The sequence below is a fragment of the Rhodococcus sp. DMU2021 genome, assembly GCF_019641445.1.
Taxonomy (GTDB): domain Bacteria; phylum Actinomycetota; class Actinomycetes; order Mycobacteriales; family Mycobacteriaceae; genus Rhodococcus; species Rhodococcus pyridinivorans.
Genome location: NZ_JAIFKB010000003.1, coordinates 416905 through 436348, shown reverse-complemented (window position 1 = coordinate 436348; position 19444 = coordinate 416905). Strand labels below are relative to the sequence as shown.

Below are 19444 nucleotides of genomic sequence, written 5' to 3'. Positions count from 1 at the left end.
ACGATGCGGCACTCACGGAGCGGTGTCCTTCGCTGCGGGGTCCTTCACGGCGATCGCGACCAGATCGAGGCTCGCATCGATGTTCTCGGGGACGATGGTGAAGTCGTCGGTGGAGACCATCGCGACGTCGGCGGTGAGATCGTCCGGCCACGGCTGCCCGGCGAGGGCGCGCTCGATCTGGGCGTCGATGAACGATCCGCCGTGCTTGGCATCGAGTGCGCGCAGCGTGGGGCCGTGGTGCACGCCGGTCATGAGTTCGACGCGGAAGCCGGCGTCCTCGAGCAGTTCGGTCAGTTCGGCGGCGTTCAGCTCACGGGTGTGGAAGGGGTTGAGCGGGGTGTCGCGGCCGGGGGAGAAGGTGATCCGGTTGGGAGTACTGATGAGCAATTCGCCGCCGGGGGTGAGAACGCGGTGACATTCGCGTAGGAACTGTGTCTGATCCCACAAATGCTCGATCACCTGGAAGTTCACGACCGTATCGACCGATTCGTCCTCGAGGGGTAGTTCGGCGAGGTTTCCGTGCCGGATGTCCACGCGGGGGTAGCGCGCGCGGATGTGTGCGACGGCGCTCTCGTCGTAGTCGAGGCCGATCACGCGCGTCGCCACATCGGCGATCATGTCGGCCCCGTAGCCTTCGCCGGCGCCGGCCTCGAGCACGGCCCGGTTCACGCAACGGGGGAGAAAGTTCTGGTAGACGACCTCGTGACGTCGGAACCAATAGTTCTCCTCGGCGATGCCGGGGACCGTCCGTTCGCCGGTGAGGGGGAGGGCGTGCGCGTCATCGGCGCGGGCGGGGGTGTCGCTCACCGCCACGACATTAGACCTCTCCCCAGAGGGGTGGTCTCCGGTGTTCCAGATCACAGGTTTCGTCGTCCTTCCGTACGGCTATGGTGAACCGGGAATCCCGTCAAGTTACTGACTGGTAACTTAGCGGCTGATAATCTATCGCACACGCCGTGCGAAAGACACGAGTGCTCGGTTCAGGCAGCGCCTTGCCGACCAAAGGCAGCTACACACAGGAGGTCGACGCAGACCCATGACGAACATCGTCGTTTTGATCAAGCAGGTCCCCGACACGTGGTCCGAGCGCAAGCTCAGCGACGGCGACTACACGCTCGACCGTGAGGCCGCCGACGCCGTGCTCGACGAGATCAACGAGCGCGCCGTCGAGGAAGCTCTGCTCATCAAGGAGCGCGACGGCGGTGAGGTCACCGTTCTGACCGCCGGTCCGGACCGCGCCACCGACGCCATCCGCAAGGCGCTGTCCATGGGCGCCGACAAGGCGATCCACCTCAACGATCCCGCCATGCACGGCTCCGACTCGATCCAGACCGCGTACGCGATCGCCGCTGCGCTCGGCCAGATCGAGGGTGTCGAGCTGGTCATCGCCGGTAACGAGGCCACCGACGGTCGCGTGGGCGCCGTGCCCGCGATCATCGCCGAGTACCTGGGCCTGCCCCACCTGACGCACCTGCGCAAGCTCACGATCGCGGACGGCAAGGCCGCCGGCGAGCGCGAGACCGACGAGGGCGTCTTCGGCATCGAGGCTCCGCTCCCCGCCATCGTCTCGGTCACCGAGAAGATCAACGAGCCCCGCTTCCCCTCCTTCAAGGGCATCATGGCCGCGAAGAAGAAGGAAGTTCAGACCCTCACCCTCGCCGACATCGGTCTCGATCCCGAGATCTTGGGTGTTGCGAACGCTGCGTCCACCGTCACCGGTGTGACTCCGAAGCCCCCGCGCACCGCGGGTGAGCGCGTCACCGACGAGGGCGACGGCGGCAGCAAGATCGCTCAGTACCTGGTCGGCCAGAAGATCATCTGATCGCGCCCCGCGACAACATCTGACATATCTAGGAGAGAAGTAGTAATGGCAGAAGTACTCGTGCTCGTCGAGCATGCCGAGGGCGCGCTCAAGAAGGTCAGCACCGAACTCATCACCGCCGCGCGTGTGCTCGGCGAGCCCTCCGCCGTCGTCGCAGGTGCCCCCGGCACCGCCGACGCGCTGCAGGACGCCCTCGCCGCCGCCGGTGCGGTCAAGGTCTACGCCGCCGAGTCCGAAGACGTCGACAACTACCTGGTGACCCCGAAGGTCGACGTCCTCGCGTCGCTTGTCGAGTCCACCAGCCCCGCCGCCGTCATCACCGCCGCGTCCGTCGAGGGCAAGGAGGTGTCGGGCCGCCTCGCCGCCCGCATCGGCTCCGGTCTGCTCGTCGATGTCGTCGACGTCAAGGCCGACGGCTCCGCCGTGCACTCGATCTTCGGTGGCGCGTTCACCGTCGACGCCAAGGCCAACGGTGAGGTCCCCGTGATCTCCATCCGCCCGGGCGCCATCGAGGCCAAGCCCGAGGCTGCCGCCGCCGAGCGTGTGGCCGTCGAGGTTCCGGCCCAGGAAGAGAACGCCGTGAAGATCGTCTCGCGCGATCCGATCGTCGGCGGCGACCGTCCGGAGTTGACCGAGGCGTCGATCGTCGTCTCCGGTGGCCGCGGTGTCGGTTCGGCCGACAAGTTCTCCGTCGTCGAGGAGCTCGCCGACTCGCTCGGTGCCGCCGTCGGTGCTTCCCGCGCCGCCGTCGACTCGGGCTACTACCCGGGCCAGTTCCAGGTCGGTCAGACCGGTAAGACGGTCTCCCCGCAGCTGTACGTCGCGCTCGGCATCTCCGGCGCCATCCAGCACCGCGCCGGCATGCAGACGTCGAAGACCATCGTCGCCGTCAACAAGGACGAAGAGGCCCCGATTTTCGAGATCGCGGACTACGGCGTCGTCGGCGACCTGTTCAACGTCGCTCCGCAGCTGACCGAGGAGGTCAAGAAGCACAAGGGCTGATCCGCTCCGGCAGATCGATCCCTGCGCGGCCCCGCTCCTTCGAAAGGAGCGGGGCCGCGTGCATTCTGCGGGAGTGTTCATCGGCGATGCATCGCCGCGACACCCCGTCGCCGCCGGCGCGCCTCCCACGGTCGTTACACCTTGGGGCATGACCACATCGCCGGTGCTGTACCGCCCGAGTGGGTTCACCGCTCCCGTCCTGTCCGGCCCCCGCTACTCCCTCGTCGTGTCGACGGAAGCGTCGGATCGCACGGCTGCGCAACGCCTTCGGTACCGGGTTTTCTCCGGTGAACCCGGCTTCCGGATCCCCGATGCGGGGGGCGGATCCGACGCCGACCGGTTCGACGAGTTCTGCGACCACGTGCTGGTGCGCGATCGGGTCACCGACGACGTCGTCGGCTGTTACCGGATGCTGCCGCCCGAAGCCGCCCGCGAGGCCGGTGGGTACTACACCGCCACCGAATTCGATCTCTCCGCACTCGACCCACACGGGCGCGGCCTGGTGGAGATGGGCAGGGCCTGCGTCGATCCAGCCCACCGTTCCGGATCGGTCCTCACCCTGATGTGGGCCGGCATCCTGCACTATCTCGAGGCGACCGGACACAACGAGGTCGTCGGATGCGTCTCGGTGCCCATGCGCACGACGCCCGACGAACCCGAGGCGTCGAACGTTCGGGCCGTGCGCGACCTGCTGCTCGAACGACACGCCGTCGAACCCGCAGCGCGGGTCCGACCGCTGAATCCCGTGATGGTCGAAGGCCACCCGCTCGACGAGATCGCTCCGTTGCCGCGTCCCGTGGTCCCGCCGCTCCTGCGCGGATACCTGCGGCTCGGTGCCCGGATCTGTGGTGAACCGGCCCACGATCCGGTTTTCGGGGTCGCCGACTTCGTCGCGATACTAGCCGTGGACCGGGCGGACACCCGCTATCTCGCCCGCCTGCGCGCGGCCGCCGAGCGTGCCGAGCGGGGGTCGCGGTGACTCGGGTCGGTACGACACGGGTGCACGCGTGGATGCCGTCGAGTCCGTGCGGGATCCGGTGCCTGCCGGACGGGACGGATCGTGTGGGTCTGCCGACGGTGTGGTTGCGCATCGCGACGGTCGCGGTCGTGCTGACGGTGGTGCCGCTCCTGCTGGCAGGACGGATGATTCCCGCGGCGCGTCGGGAGAGCACGGTGCGGCGCAGTGCGCGCCTGTTGTTGTGGTGCGTAGGCATCCGTCCGACGATCGACGATCGGCGTGACCGACGGGCGCGCGCAGGGGGCGTGCTCGTCGTTGCACCGCACATCTCGTGGACGGATGTCCTCGTCCTCACCGCAGTCGCTCCCGCGGAGTTCGTCGCACGAGCGGACCTGCTCGACTGGGGCCTGCTGGGCGCGCTCGCACGCCGGATGCGTGTCATCCCCATCGAACGGGAACGACTGCGACTGCTGCCCGCCGTGATCGAGCGAGTACGCACCCGCTTGCTGGAGGGCGGGTGCGTCGCCGTCTTCCCCGAGGGCACGACGCGATGCGGACGGTCCCACGGCGGTTTCCGCCCCGCCCTGCTGCAGGCGGCCGTGGACGCGCAGTGCCCCGTCCAGCCCGTCGGCCTGCGATACGGCGAGCGCGGGGGAGACCTCACCGCCGCGCCGGCCTTCGTCGGTGACGAGACGATCGGTTCCTCGATCCGGCGGATGATCCGGAACCGCGGTGTCGTCGTCGAAGTCGTGCTCGCTCCGCTCGAACATCCGGGTCGGGACCGGCACGATCTCGCAGCCCGATGCGCCCGCGCGGTCCGTGCCGAGCGCCCGGTCGAGGCCGTGACATTCCTGCCGGTCGGCGGCTCACCGGCCGGTGGAACGGCACGGACGGTGGACGCCGCCTGACGGGCGACCCCCCTGAGCGCGGCGGGCACCTGCGCCGACCCGCTATCCTGGATCGGTCATGACCTCGCCCGCCGCCGGTCCCTCCGGTACCTCCACGACCGTCTACCTCGATCACGCCGCGACGTCGCCGATGCTTCCTGCGGCCGTCGAGGCGATGACGTCGGTCCTCGCCACCGTCGGAAACGCGTCCTCCCTGCACGGATCGGGGCGCGCAGCGCGCCGGCGCGTCGAGGAGTCGCGGGAGTCGATTGCGGCCGCCCTCGGCGCCCGGCCCTCCGAGGTGATCTTCGTCTCCGGTGGCACCGAGGGCGACAATCTGGCCGTCAAGGGCATCTATTGGGGTCGCCGCGCCCAGGACCCCCGGCGTCGCCGGATCCTCGCGAGCGCGGTCGAACACCACGCCGTGCTCGACGCCGTCGAATGGCTCGTCGAGCACGAGGATGCCCAGGTGACGTGGCTGCCGGTGGACGGCTCCGGCCGCGTCGATCCCACCACGCTCCGCGAGGAACTCTCGCGCCACGCCGACGAGGTCGCCCTCGTGTCCGTGATGTGGGCGAACAACGAGGTCGGCACCGTCATGCCGATCACCGAACTCGCTGCGGTCGCCGCCGAGTTCGACGTCCCGATGCACAGCGACGCCGTGCAGGCGGTCGCGCATCTCCCAGTCGATTTCACCGCGAGCGGACTGTCGGCACTGACCCTGGCCGCTCACAAGTTCGGTGGTCCGCAGGGAGTGGGAGCGCTGCTGCTCGGCAGGCAGGTACCGTGCGTGCCGCTCGCCCACGGTGGGGGCCACGAACGCGACGTGCGGTCCGGGACGCAGGACACCGCGTCCATCGTGGCGATGGCCGCGGCGTTGCGCGAGGTCACCTCGGATCTGCCCGGCCGCACCGCCGAACTCGCGCACCTGCGCGATCTTCTTGTCGCGGGTGTCGAGGCGGCGATCCCCGACGCGATCCTCAACGGTCCTCGCGAGGTCGGACGACTGCCCAACAACGCGCACTTCACGTTCCCCGGATGCGAAGGCGACTCGCTGCTGATGTTGCTCGACGCGGCCGGTATCGAATGCTCGACCGGTTCGGCGTGCACCGCCGGGGTCGCGCGCGCGAGTCACGTACTCGTCGCGATGGGGGCGGACCCGATCACGGCACGCGGTTCGCTCCGATTCTCGTTGGGGCACACCACAACCCGCAGTGACATCGACAAACTGATCGAAACTCTCCCTTCCGTGGTGGACAGGGCTCGCGCCGCCGGACTGGCGAGCGCCGGTGGACGAGGAGGTGACCGGAGATGAGGATTCTTGCGGCAATGAGCGGCGGTGTGGACTCGGCGGTCGCCGCCGCCCGCATGGTCGAGGCCGGACACGACGTCGTGGGAGTGCATCTCGCGTTGTCGGCCGCGCCGGGCACACTGCGCACCGGCTCGCGCGGATGCTGCTCGAAGGAGGACGCCGGCGATGCTCGCCGCGCCGCCGACGTGCTCGGAATTCCCTTCTACGTCTGGGATTTCGCAGACCGCTTCAAGGAGGACGTGATCGACGACTTCGTCGCGTCCTATGCCGCCGGTGAGACCCCGAACCCGTGCCTGCGTTGCAACGAGAAGATCAAGTTCTCGGCGCTGGCCGACCGTGCCGTCGCGCTCGGCTTCGACGCCGTCGCCACCGGTCACTACGCGCAGTTGAACGACGGGGTGCTGCGCCGCGCCGTCGACGCCGACAAGGACCAGTCGTACGTACTCGCCGTGCTCACGGCGCAGCAGTTGTCGCGCGCGGTGTTCCCCGTCGGCGACACCCCCAAGAGCCGGATCCGCGAGGAGGCCGCCGAGCGCGGACTCGCTGTGGCGAACAAGCCCGACAGCCACGACATCTGCTTCATCCCGTCGGGCGACACCCGCGCCTTCCTCGGTGCCCGCATCGGTGTGCGTCCCGGCGCCGTCGTGGACGACCGTTCGGGTGAGGTGCTCGCGCAGCACGAGGGCGTGCACGGTTTCACCATCGGCCAGCGCAAGGGACTCGGTATCGCCGGGCCCGGACCGGACGGACGCCCCCGCTACGTCACCGCGATCGAACCGGAGAGCGGCACCGTCCGGGTCGGCAGCGCCGAACAGCTGAAGGTCGAGTCGATCCGGGCCGAACGCGCCGTGTGGACCTCCGGCACCGCTCCTGTCGGACCGATCGAGTGCGTCGTCCAGGTCCGCGCTCACGGTGGCCTGGCCCCGGCCGTCGCCGAAGCGGTGGGTCCGGGCATCGAGATCTCGCTGCGCGAACCGCTCACCGGTGTCGCCGCCGGTCAGGCCGCCGTGCTGTACCGGTCCGACGCTGCGGGCGACATCGTCCTCGGCAGCGGAACCATCGCGGCAGGGGACCGGTGACGGCACCTGCCACCGGCCGCGAGGTGTGGTCCGGTCTCGCGACAGGCATCGGTTCGTGGCCCGGGACGGACCCGCGCGAGGCCGCGGCGGTCGTCGTCGGCGAACTCACGGATCTGCCCCACCTCGTCGAACTGCCGGCACGCGGCCTCGGTGCCGACATGATCGGGCGGGTCAGCGCCCTGCTCGTCGACATGTACCTCGACACCTCGACCACTGGTTACCGCCTCGTGTCGCGACGCGGCGGTGTGGCCGCCCGGGCGCGCGACCTGCTCGCCCAGGACCTCGATGCGCTCGAGGAGGCCTGGGAACGCGCCGGGCTGGATGCCGGCCGCCCCGTGAAGGTGCAGGCTGCCGGGCCGCTCACCCTCGCCGCCCACGTCGAACTCGCCACGGGACGCCGGGTGCTCACCGACCGCGGCGCCGTTCGCGACCTGGCCGAATCGCTCGCGGAGGGCCTGGCCCGACACGCCGCCGAGATCACCCGCCGGCTCGGGGTTCAGGTGGTCGCGCAACTCGACGAACCGTCGCTGCCGGATGTGCTCGCCGGAACGCTGAAGGGCCGGACCGTCCTCGAGACCGTCCTTGCCGTGCCGGACCCGGAAGCGCTGGACGTGCTCGACACGACGATTCGGGGCACTGGACTCTCCGTCGCGGTGCACTGCTGCGCGGGCACCTTCCCGGCCGACTTCCTGCGGCGCAGCGCTGCCGACGCTGTGGCCTTCGACGTCGGAGGCGTGCGACGCTCCGACCTCGACGGACTCGGGGAACTGTTCGACTCGGGCACGGTCCCGATACTCGGACTCGTGCCCGCCACCGCACCGGCCTCGACGGGCTGGCGCGAGTACGCGGCACCGGCCGTCGAGCTGATCGACCGGCTCGGGTTCCCCAGGAAGGTGCTGCAATCGGTGGCGGTGAGCCCGGTCTGCGGGCTGGCCTCGGCCTCCACGGAGGGGGCACGGGCCGCTCTGTGTTCGTTGCGCGACGTCGCGTCGGCCTTCGCTGAGGAAGCCGACACGCTCTGAGTATTCCGGTCGGTCCCCTCGACTAGGCTTGCAGGCTGTGAGTGAACCGACGGACGCACCCATCACCGCTCCTCCGGAGGCGCGTGAGCGCTGGCAGGATCTCGCCGAACAGGTGCGCGAGCATCAGTTCCGTTATTACGTGCGCGACGCCCCCATCATCTCCGACGGTCAGTTCGACGCGCTCCTCGGCGAACTGCAGGCACTCGAGGATCAGTACACCGAACTCCGCACGCCGGATTCGCCCACCCAGCTGGTCGGCGGCGGCTTCGCCACCGAATTCGGTGCCGTCGAGCATCTCGAACGGATGCTCAGCCTCGACAACGTCTTCGACGAGGACGAACTGCGCGCGTGGCTCTCGCGCGCCGAGGTCGAGACCGGCACTCACCCCGATTATCTGTGCGAGGTGAAGATCGACGGCGTGGCGCTCAGCCTCGTCTACGAGAACGGCAAACTCGTCCGCGCGGCCACCCGCGGCGACGGACGCACCGGGGAGGACGTCACCCTCAACGCCCGCACGATCGACGACGTTCCCGAAAAGCTCACCGGCACCGCCGAATACCCGATCCCGACGTTGCTCGAAGTGCGCGGCGAGGTGTTCTTCCGGCTCGAGGACTTCCAGACCCTCAACGCCGGGCTGGTGGCCGAAGGCAAGCCGCCCTTCGCGAATCCCCGCAATTCCGCCGCCGGTTCCCTGCGGCAGAAGAACCCGGCCGTCACCGCGCGCCGGCGTCTGCGCATGTACTGCCACGGCTACGGCCGCATGGAGGGCTTCGAACCCCGCTCGCAATCCGACGCCTACGCGGCCTTCGCGGCCTGGGGCCTGCCCGTCTCACCGCACACTGTTCGCGTGCAGGGCGCCGAGGCGGTCGTCGAGCGGATGCGCTACTGGGGCGAACACCGCCACGACATCGAACATGAGATCGACGGCCTGGTGGTCAAGATCGACGACATGGGGCTGCACCGACGCCTCGGTGCCACGTCCCGCGCCCCACGGTGGGCGATCGCCTACAAGTACCCGCCGGAGGAGGTCACCACCAAGCTCCTCGACATCCGCGTCAGTGTCGGGCGCACCGGACGCGTGACCCCCTTCGCCTACATGGAGCCGGTCACCGTCGCCGGGTCCACCGTCTCGCTGGCGACGCTGCACAACGCGTCCGAGGTGGAGCGCAAAGGCGTGCTCATCGGCGACACCGTGGTCATCCGCAAGGCCGGCGACGTGATCCCGGAGGTCCTCGGCCCGGTCGTCGACCTGCGCGACGGTTCCGAGTACGCCTTCGAGATGCCCACGCAGTGCCCCGAATGCGGTACCACCCTCGCCCCGGCGAAGGAGGGCGACGTCGACCTGCGCTGCCCCAACTCGCGGTCGTGCCCGGCGCAATTGCGCGAGCGGGTCTTCCACGTCTCGGGCAGGGGAGCGTTCGACATCGAAGCCCTCGGCTACGAGGCGGCCACGGCGCTGCTCGAGGGGAAGATCATCGCCGACGAGGGCGACCTGTTCTCGCTCACGAAGGAAGACCTCGAACGCATCGCGTTTTTCCGCACCACCAAGGGCGTGCTCTCGAAGAACGGCGAACGTCTGCTGCAGAACCTCGACAAGGCGAAGGAACAGCCGCTCTGGCGCGTGCTGGTCGCCCTGTCCATCCGGCACGTCGGACCGACCGCTGCGCGTGCGCTGGCCACCGAGTTCGGCAGCCTCGACCGGATCCGGGCCGCGTCCGTCGACGAGCTCGCGGCCGTCGAGGGCGTCGGACCGACGATCGCCGCGGCGGTGACCGACTGGTTCACCGTCGATTGGCACGTCGCGATCGTCGACAAGTGGGCGGCAGCGGGTGTGCGGATGGCCGACGAACGCGACGAATCGATCCCGCGAACCCTCGAAGGACTGTCGATCGTGGTTACGGGCACGCTCGCGGGATTCTCCCGCGACCAGGCCAAGGAGGCCGTCCTCGCGCGCGGAGGCAAGGCCGCCGGATCGGTGTCGAAGAAGACGGCTTTCGTCGTCATCGGCGACAACCCGGGTTCGAAGGCCGACAAGGCCGCCGATCTCGGAGTACCCGTGCTCGACGAGGACGGTTTCCGGATCCTGCTCGACGAGGGGCCCGACGCCGCTCGCGCCTATCTCGAAGGGCGCGAAGGGGAGAACTGAGACGCTCTCCGTCGGCAGGTGCCCTGCCGGCGAATTCTCAGGAGGCCGTTGCGGATTCCGGTTCCTCGGCGCTGCGCCTCCCGAGGAATACCGCCGCGGCGAGCAGGAAGCAGATCGCCCCGACGAACGTGCCGGCGTTGGCAAGGCTCGGGTCGAGAGTGTTTCCGTCGTCGAGGACGAACGAACCGACGGCGGAGACCCCGAAAGCGATCGACCCGAGCATGTTCAGCCACCCGCTGATCCAGTCCTTCGAGCGCGGCGCCCAATGCGAGCCCGCTCGCCAGAGGACTGCACACGCGATCGCGCTCGACACCAGAAAGCACAGGGAACCTTCGAGATTGGGGTTCCACACCAGGTGCTCCTCACCCTTGACGGTGTGGGCGTGCAGTGCGGCTCCCGTGCTGACGTTGAACAGCAGCGTACCGATGAACTGGATCAGCGACGCGAGCCAGTCGGCGCGGATCGCCGGGCTGCCCTTGTCCGTGACGGTGGCCGGCCCACTGAGCATCAATTGGACGAATGCTGCACCCGTGAAGAACCAGGAACCCACGAAGAACGAAGTATTTGCACCGGCGGTGCCGAGAAGCGTCGCAATTCCGGGCGCCGAACCCAATGCGAACAGGGCGGCGCCGATGACGAATCCCCAGGACTGCATGCGCAATGTCGGGTGAATCAGCATTGGCGCAGTGTAAGTCGAAGATCGGAAATCTGTGTGTTTTCAAAAGAAGCTATCCGATCGAATAGGTGCAGTTCAGAACGAACTTTCGAAAAGGGTGAACGGTTGGGGTGAATTGGTTCGGGATCCTTTCGGTTGGTCGGAAGTCGTGTTCGATGCGCGTTAGCGTCCCAGCCATGACGGAAACCGGTAAGTCCACTCAGCGCCTTCTTTTTCGTAATGTGCGAGTTTTCGACGGAGTTTCCGGAGAGCTCGTCACCGGCGACGTACTGATCGACGGAGACCGCATCGTCGCCGTATCCGAATCGCCGATCGGCGACGAACCCGGCCGCGAGACCGACGTGATCGACGGCGGCGGGCGGGTCCTCATGCCCGGCATGTCCGACGCGCACGTCCACCTCGTCGGTAACGCGAACTCCTACATCGACATGGTGATGGGCAGCGAAGCGCACATCGCGCTCAACGGCCTCGCCGAGGCCCGCAACATGCTGCTGCGCGGCTTCACCGCCGTCCGCGACATGGCCGGCGACACCGGCAGCATCAAATCGGTGATCGACCGGGGATTGTTCGACGGTCCCCGCATCTACCCGTCCCAGGCCGCGATCTCGCAGACGTCCGGGCACGGCGACTTCGGCTTCGTCTACGAATGCCCCACAGCCCTCGGTGGGGATCAGGCCCGCGCCGAACAGATCGGCTTCATGCGGGTCGCAGATGGTGAGGACCGGGTCCTCGCAGCCGTGCGCGAGCAACTCAAGAAAGGTGCATCGCAGATCAAGCTGATGGTCGGCGGCGGAGCGGCGTCCATGTACGACCCGCTGTACACCGTCCAGTTCATCGACAGAGAACTGCGTGCCGCCGTCCAGGCCGCATCCGACTACGGCACGTACGTGGCCACCCACGTCTACAACGTCACCGGGATCCGCCGCGCGGTCGCGGCCGGGGTGAAGTCGATCGAGCACGGCCACCTCGCCGACGAGGAGACCGTCGCACTGCTCGCGGAGAAGGAGGTGTGGTTGTCGATGCAGCCCTTCGCGCTCGGCGACCACCACTATCCCGACCCGGATCGCGCGGAGAAGGACAAGCAGATCTGCACCGGCACCGACCACGTCTACGAGTGGGCGCAGAAGCACGGCGTGAAGACGGCCTGGGGAACCGACCTGCTGCTCGAGCCGCAGATCGCGCCGCGCCAGAGCGAGATGGCCGCGCGGCTCGGCGACCACTACAGCAACCTCGACGCGCTGCGGATGCTCACCTCCGGAAACGCCGAACTGTTCCGGCTCGCAGGCGAACGCGATCCCTACCGTCAGGCCCGATGGGGTGTGATCGACAAGGGCGCCTGGGCGGACGTGCTCCTCGTCGACGGCAACCCGCTCGAGGATCTGAGTCTGATCGCCGATCCGGCAAAGAACCTGTCGGTCATCGTGAAGAACGGCCACGTCGTCAAGAACAGCCTGTGACCGTGGCAGCGCATCGGACACGGCACCACACCCCACTCGCTCGGCGCAAGGACAGTCGGTGACTCACTACGGGCAGCACAGCGACGCAGAGGCCTGGGACGAGTTGTCGGACGAGCAGCTCGAGGATCCCTTCGTCGTGAACGGAAACTACGGCGGAACACCGGTGGGCACAGCCGAACCGGATGATGTCGGGACTCCGCCGTACGGCACTCCGGTCGTGCAGCGGGCAACCGCCCGGCAGACGCCGGGCACACTCGTGTCGGCGCGCGGGATCGAACTCCACGGACCCTGGGGCCATGTCTTCGGCCCCCTCGACCTGGACCTCGACGCCGGGGGAGTGACGGTTCTGGCCGCGCAGGCCGGTGCTGCGCGTACCGCGTTGCTCATGGCTCTGTGCGGTCGCATGCGACTGACCCGGGGATCGCTGACGATTCTCGGCGAGGACAGACCGCAGAAGATCATCGCGCGGTCGGCGATTGCGTGCATGAACGAGCTCGACGAGGTGCGCCCGTCGGTCACCGTGCGCGATCTCGTCACCGAGCAGAAGCGGTGGGATTCCCCGTGGTACAAGTTCGTTCCGCGGGTCCGTGAGGACGGTATCGCCGAGATGTGCGAGGAGATCTTCGGCGACGTACCGCTGCCACCGCTCGAGGCGTTCGTCGACGACCTGCCCGAACTCCAGCAACTGCTCCTGCGGATCTCGGTGGCGAACACCCGGCGTCCACCACTGCTGGTGGTGGGCCGGATCGATCGGATCGCCGACGACGTCGAACGTGCGACCCTGCTCGGCCGGCTCGTCGCGCTCGGTGAGAACCAGGCGGTGATCATCGGCGACGTGAACCCCGTCGACCCCGATAGCGGGGTACGGGCCGTGGTTGACATGCACGATCTGCTCGGACCCGGTGACATCGGCGTCCTGACGAAGAGGAAGTGACGAGTGCTCGCAGGCGTCTCTCTCGGTAGCGACTCGAAGCGATACTTCCGCGGCACGATGCCGCGCATCGCGATCGCGACGATCATTCTCATGCCGTTGCTGTACGGGGCCATGTACCTGTGGGCCTTCTGGAATCCGTTCGGTGCGGTGAACAAGATTCCCGCGGCGATCGTCAACAACGACACCGGTCGTTCGTCGACGGGGGAACAGGTCGACGCCGGCGATCAGGTCGTGAAGTCCCTCATCGCATCCGGTCAGCTCGATCTGGCGGAGGTGTCGGAAGAGGACGCCGTCGCGGGTCTGGCCGACGGAAAGTACTACTACACCATCACGATTCCGGAGAATTTCACCGAAGCGGTCGAATCCCCCAACGGCGACAACCCGGAGAAGGCGAATCTGGTCTTCACTTTCAACGACGCGAACAACTATCTCGCGACGATCATCGGGCAGGACGCGTCCGAACAGGTGATCGGACAGGTGAACTCCACGATCGGTGCCCAAGGTGTCGGGACCGTGCTCACCGGTCTCGAGAGCGCCGGCTCGGGTCTGAAGCAGGCCGCCGACGGTGCCGGGCAACTCGCCGACGGCATCGACACGGCCAAGAGCGGCGCGGACCAGCTCGCTTCGGGATCGCAGGAGCTCGCGACGAACATGGTCACGGCGCGAGACGGGTCGGCGCAGCTCGCTACCGGCGCGAACGAACTCGCCACCGCGATCGACGGCGTGACGGGTCCGCTGCTCAGCGCGCTCGACAGCGGTTCCCTCTCGGGTGTCGTCGGGCAGGCAGCGGAGCTGCGGGCCTCGCTCGACGCCCTCGAATCGCGGGTACCGCAGACCACGCAGTCGACGGTGAACCAGGCCGTACAGCAGGTCGTCGACATCCTGAACCGGAGCTCCGATCCGGTCGTGCAGCAGGCGATCACCGCGTTGACACCGCTGACGGCGCAACAGGCGGCCTCCGATGCCGACGCCCTACGCGCTGAGATCATGCGTCTGCAGGCAGGCGCCGAACAACTCGAGTATCAACTCGGCAACCCGAACAGTCCGCTACAGGGAGCCCTGGCGACGTTGTCGAACGGGGGACTGGCGGCGGACGTGAACCGACTCCGCAGCGGTGTCGACGAACTGAGCTCCGGTGCCGCCACGCTGAACTCCGGTCTCGTCCAACTCACCGACGGCAGTGTCCAGTTGGCCGACGGAGCAGGAGAGCTGTCCTCGGGCATGGTCGAGTTGCAGTCGGGTTCGCAGGAACTCGCGCAGGCCCTGAGCCAGGGTGCCACCCAGGTGCCGAACTGGACGGACGAACAACGCACCGCCACCGCCGAGACGTTGTCGACTCCGGTTGCACTGCAACAGAACTACACGAACGAGGCACCCACCTTCGGTACCGGTTTCGCCCCGTTCTTCCTGTCGCTCGCCCTGTTCGTCGGCGGCATCATCACCTGGATGCTGCTCACCCCGTTGCAGTCGCGGCCCACCGTCGCGGGACTCGGTGCCTACCGCACGGTCCTCGCGTCGTACTGGCCGGCTCTGCTGGTAGGCATCCTGCAGGTGGTCGTGATGTACACGGTCGTCCATTTCGGCGTCGGACTGGACGTGAAGCACGTCGTGGGGACGATCCTGTTCCTGATGTTGATCTCCGCAACGTATCTGGCCATGATCCAAGCGTTCAATGCGATCTTCGGCGTCGCCGTCGGTCGGGTGGTGACCTTGGCCTTCCTGATGCTGCAACTGGTCTCGGCCGGCGGTATCTACCCCGTGCCGACCACGGCGAAGCCGTTCCAGTACATCCACCCGTTCGACCCGATGACCTACACCGTCAACGGTCTGCGGCAGCTCACCGTCGCCGAGAACATCGATTCGCGATTGTGGATCGCAATCGCTGTCCTGGCCGGAATCCTGCTCGTATCGTTGACGCTGAGTGCCCTGTCGGTTCGGCGCAACCGCCGCTACACGATGGAGAGGCTGTACCCGCCGATCGAGGTGTGAGAGCCGCCCCGTATGTCCTGAAGTCACCGGATCGACGAGTGTTCGATGCGGGAAATGGAGGAAACCATGTCAGAGTCCAATGCTCCAGCCGAGACACTCGCACCTGCCTTCACCGGCAGACTCGGTACCGACCCGATTCCTGCTCTGCGACTTCCCAAGTCGGAGACCGATCCGGAGGCGACGTACCAGTTCATACACGACGAGTTGATGCTCGACGGCAGCTCGCGGCTCAACCTGGCGACCTTCGTCACCACGTGGATGGATCCGCAGGCGGGTCGTCTCATGGCCGAGACGTTCGACAAGAACATGATCGACAAGGACGAGTATCCGGCCACGGCGGAGATCGAGACCCGCTGCGTCAACATGGTCGCGGCCCTGTTCCACGCCGAGAACCTCGATCCGGCCGATCCGTCATCGGCCACCGGCGTCTCGACGATCGGTTCGTCCGAGGCCGTCATGCTCGGCGGTCTCGCGCTCAAGTGGCGCTGGCGTGAGGCCCGTAGGGCCGCCGGCAAGGACGCGTCGAAGCCGAACCTGGTGCTCGGCAGCAACGTGCAGGTGGTGTGGGAGAAGTTCTGCCGCTACTTCGACATCGAGCCGAAGTACCTGCCGATGGAGCCCGGCCGTTACGTCATCACCCCCGAGCAGGTCCGTGAAGCGGTCGACGAGAACACCATCGGCGTCGTCGCGATCCTCGGCACCACCTTCACCGGTGAACTCGAGCCCGTGGCGGAGATCGCCGCCGCGCTCGACGAGCTCGCGGCCTCCGGCGGTCCCGACGTCCCGTTGCACGTCGACGCCGCCTCCGGTGGCTTCGTGGTGCCCTTCCTCCATCCGGACCTCGAATGGGACTTCCGTGTGCCGCGGGTCGTGTCCATCAACGTCAGTGGTCACAAGTACGGCATGACCTATCCGGGTATCGGTTTCGTCGTCTGGCGCTCGAAGGAACATCTGCCCGAGGACCTGGTCTTCCGGGTCAACTACCTCGGTGGCGACATGCCGACGTTCACGCTCAACTTCTCGCGTCCTGGTAACCAGGTCATCGGCCAGTACTACAACTTCATTCGGCTCGGTGTCGCCGGGTACACGCAGATCATGGAGACCCTGCGCGACACCGCGCTCATGCTGTCGAAGCAGATCTCCGAGATCGAGAACATGGCGATCATCACGGACGGCTCCGCCATCCCGGTCATCTCCTTCGAGGTGACGGGCGACCCCGGCTTCACGGTGTTCGACATCTCCCACGAATTGCGGGCCCGCGGATTCCAGGTTCCGGCCTACACGATGCCGGCCGACGCGGAGGACGTCGCGGTCCTGCGAATCGTGCTTCGCGAGGGCTTCAGCCGGGACATCGCCCACAAGCTCGGTGAAGACATCGCCGATGTAGTCGGATATCTCCGCGAGGGTGTCGGTCGCGGCCACACCGACCAGGCATTCGCACACTGAACGAAGTCGCAGCGGGGGAGAAGCTCACCGAGTTTCTCCCCCGCCGACGTGAAATCCGTTCGTGGACCGTGTGAATGGAGGTGCGGAGTTACTTCGATGTGATTCCTGGCGCGCGATCGGAATCCCGGCGAAATCCGTCATTTCCCCCGCCGGCTGCTAATATTTGCACATACCTGTGAGTCCGTTTCGAGGGCGATGCTGCCCGGATGCGAAAGGGATAGTGGACGTGCCGAGAACACTGCCTTTGTCCCGTCGCCGATTGTTCTCCGTTCTGTCCGCGCATTCCGAACTCGCCGTGATCCTCGGTGGCCCCTTCTCCGGCAAGACGACCCTCGTCGACACGTGGCTGGCGATCGACCCGTGTCCCGAGTGGGCGCCGGTGGTGATTCCCGAACCCGCGCACGACGTCACACCCGAGACCTACTGGGCGACGGTGGCATCGTTGCTGTGCACCTCCCTCGGAGTCGACGAACCCGTTGCGGCGGAAGGCTCCTTCGACTCGTTGTGTTCGATACTGGTCCGGCACCCCCGGCCCGTGATGTTCGTGCTCGACGGTGTCCGGTCGGTCGAAGCGATCGAAGACCGGGTCGGGCAGTTGCTGCGGCTCGGGCCGCAGGTGCGGATGGTGGTCACCAGCAGGGCCGCAGGCTCGTGGGCCGAACTTGTCGACGGACACCCGCACAGGACGATCGTCGGCGACGACGACCTGGCGTTCACCGTGGACGAGACCGCTGCACTGTGCCGGCTCTTCGGACTTGCGCGGGACCAACGCACCATCGAGTGGATCACCCGCCGCACCGAAGGATTCGCCGCATTCGTCGCGGCGGTGTGTGCGACGCTGCGCGCCGAGAAGCCGGATCGGGTCTACGGCACCGACGCCCTCGACGTCCTGGTCGACTCGACCGTCGATCTCGTCGTCATGCATGTCGTGGCCGCGGATCCCTCACTGGCACTGTCCTCCCGCTCGGTCCTCGTCTCCGCCGCACCCAACACGGTGACGGAGTCGTCGATTTCGGCTCTACCGCACATCGACGACAGCGACGCCTTCCTCACCGCGCTGACCGAGTCGGGACTGATCGAGGCCTGCTCGACGGACGAGGACTCCACGGACGGCGAGACCGCCTGGCGCTATCCCGAGGTCGTCCACAGATCACTCCTGCGGGTGGGCAGCGCCGAATACCCGAAGGAGCTGTGGGATGCGCGGTCGGCTCTCATCGACTACTGGTTGCAGCGCTCGCGTCCGGACATCGCCCTCGAACATGCCGTGGAGCGGCGCGACTGGCGATGCGCGATCGACATCGTCGAGAAGAACTGGGTGGCACTGTACGGAAGCGGATCGCTCCGCTCCCTGGGGATCGTGCTGCTCGAGCTGCTCCCCGACGACATGACGACCAACGATCGCACCGTCGCGTCGCTGCGGACGATCACCCGTGCCCGGAACAAGGCGGGAGAGCCGGAACAGTGGGCCTTCCCTCGATCCTTCGAAACGATCCTTCGCCTCGGAAGTCTCCGGATGCAGGGTGCCTACGACGAGGCGATGGAAGTGTGCGACGGCCTGGCCACCGAACCCGTGCCGAATTTCGAGACGCTGGACGACACGACCCGGCACGCCCACGGACTGAAATACCTCAACTTCGGCACCGTCTACCTCCTCGGCGGACGCACCACCGATGCCGGAACGATGCTGCGCCGTGCCCACACGGCGGGTCGCGGTGTGTTCGTCGAGCGAGAGGCCGCGGGCAAACTCGCGCTCCTCGAAGCCCTCCGGGGCCGGACCCACGAGGCGACCCGGTGGATCGAGGAGGAGCTCCGGCATCCGCCGATCATGGGAGAGGCCGAGGCCCTCATCCGTACGGCGGGCCTGGTCGCCACCGCGCTCGTGGCCCTCGACAGGCTCGACACCGGCACGGCCTTCCGCGCGCTCTCCGAACTCGGCACTCCCCGCCACACGGAAGAGTTGTGGGCGGCCGTCATGTACGCGCGGGGGCGACTGGCGCTGCTGAGCGGTGTGCCCGCCGACGGCCTGCTGTACATCGATTCGGAACTTCAGCACTTCTCCCATCGCCTCACCGGTATCTCCGCGGTGTTGGTCGATGCCGCGCGTGCCGACCTGCACCTCGCGCTCGGCGAGGCCCGCGCGGCGCGCGAGCTGGTCGACAGCTCGACGCACCCCCTCACGGCTCCGGCCCGTGCGCGATTGCGTCTGCTCGGCGGCGATCCCGGAGGCGCGGAGGTGATCGTGCATCGTGGGGATGCCGCCCGTGAGCACTGTCCGGCCGTCGGTGCGGAACTCGCCCTGATCGGATCGGTGGCGTCTCTGAGACTCGGTCGCCGCACCGATGCGCGACGGCATCTCCAGCGGGCCGTGGTGCTGGCGGAACATGCCGGGGTGACACGGCCGTTCGTCGGAGTCCCGCCCTCGGCCGTGCGCGACATCCTGTCGCTCGGGGTCGACCTGCCGATCGATCTCGACCCGGCGATGGCCGAGTACGGCATCTTCCGTGAGATCCGTGTCGTCGTACGGCTGACCCCACGCGAGCGCGCGGTCCTCGACGCATTGCTCGCCGGCGGCACGGCGAGCACGATCGCCAAGGAACAGTTCGTCACCCTCAACACCGTCAAGACCCAATTGCGTTCCCTCTACCGGAAACTGGGCGTGCATTCGCGTGAGGAAGCGATCGCGCAGGCGCACAGGCTCGTCGTCGGCTGAGACC

At 67.5% G+C, this 19444-nt stretch carries 15 protein-coding genes; 13 read left to right on the top strand and 2 right to left on the bottom strand.

Annotation, left to right across the window (positions count from 1 at the left end; genetic code table 11):
* Positions 1-12: 12 nt before the first annotated feature.
* The gene (locus tag K3M35_RS08035) at positions 13-813 is read right to left on the bottom strand and encodes a class I SAM-dependent methyltransferase (RefSeq protein ID WP_220666244.1); all 801 of its coding nucleotides are present in this window, start codon (positions 811-813) and stop codon (positions 13-15) included.
* Between the two features lie 223 nt (positions 814-1036).
* On the opposite strand from K3M35_RS08035, the gene K3M35_RS08030 reads away from it, so the two are divergent.
* The 8 genes from K3M35_RS08030 to ligA all read left to right on the top strand — a co-directional run bounded on the left by K3M35_RS08030 (position 1037) and on the right by ligA (position 10228).
* A complete protein-coding gene (locus K3M35_RS08030; protein WP_220666243.1) occupies positions 1037-1822 on the top strand; it encodes an electron transfer flavoprotein subunit beta/FixA family protein in 786 nt (261 codons plus the stop codon).
* A gap of 45 nt (positions 1823-1867) precedes the next feature.
* On the top strand, positions 1868-2824 hold the full coding sequence (locus tag K3M35_RS08025; RefSeq protein WP_006554564.1) for an electron transfer flavoprotein subunit alpha/FixB family protein: 957 nt from the start codon (positions 1868-1870) through the stop codon (positions 2822-2824).
* Between the two features lie 148 nt (positions 2825-2972).
* Positions 2973-3803, top strand: a complete 831-nt coding sequence (locus tag K3M35_RS08020; RefSeq protein WP_220666242.1) for a GNAT family N-acetyltransferase — start codon at positions 2973-2975, stop codon at positions 3801-3803.
* A gap of 83 nt (positions 3804-3886) precedes the next feature.
* On the top strand, positions 3887-4690 hold the full coding sequence (locus tag K3M35_RS08015) for a 1-acyl-sn-glycerol-3-phosphate acyltransferase (RefSeq protein ID WP_006554561.1): 804 nt from the start codon (positions 3887-3889) through the stop codon (positions 4688-4690).
* A gap of 58 nt (positions 4691-4748) precedes the next feature.
* Positions 4749-5984, top strand: coding sequence for a cysteine desulfurase family protein (locus K3M35_RS08010; protein WP_006554560.1), 1236 nt, complete (start codon positions 4749-4751; stop codon positions 5982-5984).
* On the top strand, positions 5981-7060 hold the full coding sequence (mnmA, locus tag K3M35_RS08005; protein ID WP_033097734.1) for a tRNA 2-thiouridine(34) synthase MnmA: 1080 nt from the start codon (positions 5981-5983) through the stop codon (positions 7058-7060). The genes K3M35_RS08010 and mnmA overlap by 4 nt, the downstream gene beginning before the upstream one ends.
* The gene (locus K3M35_RS08000; RefSeq protein ID WP_220666241.1) at positions 7057-8082 is read left to right on the top strand and encodes a methionine synthase; all 1026 of its coding nucleotides are present in this window, start codon (positions 7057-7059) and stop codon (positions 8080-8082) included. The genes mnmA and K3M35_RS08000 overlap by 4 nt, the downstream gene beginning before the upstream one ends.
* Positions 8083-8119: 37 nt before the next feature.
* Positions 8120-10228: an NAD-dependent DNA ligase LigA gene (gene ligA / locus K3M35_RS07995; RefSeq protein WP_039586017.1), complete on the top strand. Its 2109-nt coding sequence runs from the start codon at positions 8120-8122 to the stop codon at positions 10226-10228.
* 37 nt (positions 10229-10265) lie between these two features.
* Here ligA and K3M35_RS07990 read toward each other — a convergent pair whose 3' ends face one another.
* Entirely contained in the window at positions 10266-10907 is a 642-nt protein-coding gene (locus K3M35_RS07990) for a hypothetical protein (protein WP_033097737.1), read from the bottom strand.
* A gap of 173 nt (positions 10908-11080) precedes the next feature.
* Between K3M35_RS07990 and K3M35_RS07985 the strand changes: the two genes are divergently transcribed.
* The 5 genes from K3M35_RS07985 (at position 11081) to K3M35_RS07965 (ending at position 19440) form a co-directional block, all read left to right on the top strand.
* Positions 11081-12361: an amidohydrolase family protein gene (locus K3M35_RS07985; protein ID WP_024101399.1), complete on the top strand. Its 1281-nt coding sequence runs from the start codon at positions 11081-11083 to the stop codon at positions 12359-12361.
* Between the two features lie 58 nt (positions 12362-12419).
* A complete protein-coding gene (locus tag K3M35_RS07980; protein WP_220666240.1) occupies positions 12420-13295 on the top strand; it encodes a hypothetical protein in 876 nt (291 codons plus the stop codon).
* A 3-nt stretch (positions 13296-13298) separates the two neighbouring features.
* Positions 13299-15284, top strand: coding sequence for a YhgE/Pip domain-containing protein (locus K3M35_RS07975; protein WP_220666239.1), 1986 nt, complete (start codon positions 13299-13301; stop codon positions 15282-15284).
* Between the two features lie 54 nt (positions 15285-15338).
* Complete coding sequence (locus K3M35_RS07970) at positions 15339-16730, top strand: glutamate decarboxylase (protein ID WP_220666238.1); 1392 nt, start codon at positions 15339-15341, stop codon at positions 16728-16730.
* Between the two features lie 226 nt (positions 16731-16956).
* Positions 16957-19440 (top strand): LuxR C-terminal-related transcriptional regulator, encoded by a 2484-nt coding sequence (locus tag K3M35_RS07965; protein WP_308257065.1) that lies wholly within the window; start codon positions 16957-16959, stop codon positions 19438-19440.
* Positions 19441-19444: the final 4 nt, after the last annotated feature.